3 protein-coding genes and 1 pseudogene are annotated in these 3,434 nt (G+C 62.1%); 3 read left to right on the plus strand and 1 reads right to left on the minus strand.

Annotated elements, in window-relative coordinates; all coding sequences use genetic code 11:
- Positions 1-162: pseudogene (gene tnaA / locus AB5Y92_RS07610) on the minus strand (tryptophanase); the annotation flags it as partial.
- 460 nt (positions 163-622) lie between these two features.
- Between tnaA and AB5Y92_RS07615 the strand changes: the two are divergent.
- From AB5Y92_RS07615 to AB5Y92_RS07625, 3 genes are all read left to right on the plus strand, one after another.
- Entirely contained in the window at positions 623-787 is a 165-nt protein-coding gene (locus AB5Y92_RS07615) for a DUF2256 domain-containing protein (RefSeq protein ID WP_368226273.1), read from the plus strand.
- Complete coding sequence (locus AB5Y92_RS07620; protein WP_368226276.1) at positions 787-2,307, plus strand: cryptochrome/photolyase family protein; 1,521 nt, start codon at positions 787-789, stop codon at positions 2,305-2,307. The genes AB5Y92_RS07615 and AB5Y92_RS07620 overlap by 1 nt, the downstream gene beginning before the upstream one ends.
- 198 nt (positions 2,308-2,505) lie before the next feature.
- Positions 2,506-3,434 (plus strand): D-amino acid dehydrogenase (locus AB5Y92_RS07625; protein WP_368226278.1); only part of this gene is annotated, 929 nt, incomplete at its 3' end.

Genomic DNA, 3,434 nt, shown 5'->3' on the forward strand with positions numbered 1-3,434 from the left:
ACCTGTGCCGCTGTCGGTCAGCAGATCGATATAGACATCCTCGGCCAGCAGCAGGAAGGGGTTCCAGCCAGCGGCCTCGAGGGCGGCGCGGCGCTCGGTGCCAGTGGTCTGTTTGATGGGCTCGACCATCTTGATACGAAACGGCTCGGGTATACGACGCATAAAAGACTCCTCACCGGCGCAAGGCCAGTGTGTTTGAAATCGGAATTGGCAAAGAGGCCGGGACGATCAGGGTCGTCCGGCTGACAAATTCAAACGGCGGGTGCCGCCAATTAGCGGTGAGGAAAGTCGAAGGTAAGAATGGGATCCCGGGTATACCAGTGGGCGAGCAGGCAAGCTGCCCGGGGCGTAGCTGTCATGATTGGCATCACTCCCCTCCATATCGGTTGTAGACAGTCGGTGGCCAACAAGATCCATTGATGGATGCTGCCAACGGGCAACCTCGCCACGTTAACGGCTGGTTAATTGGCAAACAAGGGGCGCACCGACGGGCTGTGCGCCCGCTCACAAAGTGCGCATCTGAGCGGCAAACTGGCAGTGAGGTTGATCCGTCCACGCCCCCGGTTCGTTATTCTCCCTACCCACACGCCACATCCCCCATCAGCCAAGGCCGTAAGCCATCATGCATCGCAAACCCTATCTGCCCAAGAAGATCTGCCCCGTCTGCCTGCGCCCCTTCAGCTGGCGCCGCAAGTGGGCACGCAGTTGGGAGGAGGTTCGCTACTGCAGCGAGCGTTGTCGCCACGCTCGTCACAGCAGCCAGCAACCTGAGGGGGAGCGAGTCTGATGGAGCTGCGTCTTGTTCTTGGCGATCAGCTGAACGCCGGTCACAGCTGGTTTCGCACCCCGGATCCGGCTATCTGCTATCTGATGGCAGAGCTACGTCAGGAGACCGACTACTGCCACCACCATCGTCAGAAGGTGTTGGCCTTCTTTGCCGCCATGCGCGCCTTCGCGGCGGCACTCAGGAAAGCAGGCCACCGCGTCTGTTACCTGACTCTCGATGAAAGCGCCCACTGGCCCGACTTGCCCAGCCTGCTGGCAGCCCAAATCGCGGCGCATCAGGCCGATAGCTTTGCCTGGCAGAGCCCGGACGAGTGGCGCCTCGCCAGCCAGTTGAAAAGCTGGGCGGCGGGCCTTGCCATCCCTGCTACCGAGGTGGAGAGCGAACATTTTCTCACCCCCCGCGATGGCTGGCAGCGGTATCCTCACAGCCGGATGGAGTTCTTCTACCGCGCCCTGCGAAAGCAATATCAAGTGCTGCTCGATGAGCGCGGCCAACCCCTTGGCGGGCGCTGGAACTTCGATGACGAGAACCGAGCCAAACTGCCGGCGAGCCAGCCGATCCCGGCCCCCCTCACCTTTGCCAATGAGGTGAGCGAGATTGATGCCATGCTGACCCGTCACGGGGTCAGTACCATCGGCGAGGCAGATGCCAACAGCCTGCCGTGGCCCATCACAAGGCGCCAGAGTCGCGAGCTGCTGGCCCATTTTCTGGCGCACTGCCTGCCGCACTTTGGCCGCTATCAGGATGCCCTGAGCGAGCGCGGCTGGAGTCTGTTTCACAGCCGTCTGTCGTTTTCCCTCAACAGCAAAATGCTTCATCCGCTTGAGGTGATCCGCGCAGCCGAATCCCACTGGCAGGCCAATCAGGCCACTATCACGTTGGCGCAGGTGGAGGGTTTTATCCGCCAGATCCTCGGCTGGCGCGAGTTTGTTCGCGCCCTCTACTGGGAGAAGATGCCCGACTACAAGCAGACCAATTTTCTCGGGGCTAACCGGCCGCTGCCCGGTTTCTTCTGGAGTGGCGAAACCAGGATGGCCTGCGTGCGCCACGCCATCAACCAATCCCTTGAGCACGGTTACGCCCACCATATCCAGCGGCTAATGGTGACCGGTAACTTTGCCCTGCTGGCGGGGATCGATCCTGACGAGGTGGATCAGTGGTATCTCGGTATCTATGTGGATGCCATCGAGTGGGTGGAGCTGCCCAACACCCGCGGCATGAGCCAGTTTGCCGATGGCGGCCTGATGGGCAGCAAGCCCTACGCCAGTAGCGGCGCCTATCTCGAGCGGATGGGCCACTACTGCAAGGGGTGCCACTATCAGGTCAAAGCCCGCCACGGCGACGGAAGTTGCCCCTTCAACAGCCTCTACTGGCACTTTCTCTGGCGCAATCGGGACAAACTGGGCGGCAATCCCCGCCTCGCCCTGCCCTATGCCAACTGGGATGGCCAAGCCGCAGCGCAGCAGCAGGCCATTCTGGCCACCGCGGAGCAGTACCTGATCAAGCTGGAGCAGTTGTAAGCGGTCCATACCCCCTGACACATACCCCTGACAACAGCGCAGCAATTTACGCTGGCAATCAGGCGCGTCATCGCACCAAACACCAGCCTGTGACCGGCAAGCAGACGGATATCCCAATCCTGCGCAGAGCGGTTGAATATCCTGTGGCGGCTGATTATGGTGGTGGCCACATCAGGAGATCAGTCAAGGAAAGACGATATGGAGATAGTGGTTCTCGGTGGCGGCGTAATTGGGGTAACCAGCGCCTGGTATCTGGCCAAAGCGGGTCACAAAGTAACCCTGCTGGAGCGACAAGGTGGCGTCGCCCTTGAAACCAGCCATGCCAACGCCGGGCAGATATCCCCGGGCTATGCAGCCCCCTGGGCAGCTCCCGGCATCCCGCTCAAGGCGGCCAAATGGATGCTGCAAAAGCATGCCCCCTTCACCGTGCGCCCCACTGCTGATCCCTTCCAGCTGCGCTGGATGCTGAAGATGCTCGCCAACTGCACCCCGACCGCCTATGCCACCAACAAGGGGCGCATGGTGCGTCTGGCCGAATACAGCCGCGACTGCATGAAGGCACTGCGCGACGAGCTGAGCATCGATTACGAAGGGCGCCAGCTCGGCACCCTGCAGCTGTTTCGCAGCCAATCCCAGCTCGATGCCAGTCAGCGCGATATCGAGGTGCTGGAGGAGTATGGCGTCCCCTACCAGTCGCTGGATGCCAGCGGCTGCGAAGCGGCAGAGCCTGCGCTGGCGCGGGTGCGGGGCAAAATCGTCGGCGGCCTGCGCCTGCCCGGCGACGAGACCGGCGACTGCTTCCGCTTCACCAAGGCCCTTGCCCTTGAAGCCGAGAAGCTCGGGGTCAAGTTCGTCTTCAACTGCGACATCGACGAGATTGAGCAGGGCCGTGGTCGTGATAGTGGCCGCGCCGTGGCGGTGCGAGCGGGCGAGCAGCGCTATCGCGCCGATGCCATCGTCTGTGCGCTCGGCAGCTATGCCACCGGTTTTCTGCGGCCGCTGCTGCGCCCGCTCGGGCTGGAGCTGCCGGTCTATCCGGTCAAGGGCTACTCCCTCACCCTGCCGATGATCAACGCCGAGGCCGCGCCGCGCAGTACCGTGCTCGATGAGACCTACAAGGTGGCCAT

It is taken from the genome of Aeromonas sp. R1-1, assembly GCF_040908495.1.
In the GTDB taxonomy this organism is placed as follows: Bacteria; Pseudomonadota; Gammaproteobacteria; order Enterobacterales; family Aeromonadaceae; genus Aeromonas; species Aeromonas veronii.

Bases quoted from the DNA above. Each gene is read 5' to 3' on its own strand.
- AB5Y92_RS07615 (WP_368226273.1), top strand. From the start codon at position 623: ATGCATCGCAAACCCTATCTGCCCAAGAAGATCTGCCCCGTCTGCCTG.
- AB5Y92_RS07620 (WP_368226276.1), top strand. From the start codon at position 787: ATGGAGCTGCGTCTTGTTCTTGGCGATCAGCTGAACGCCGGTCACAGC.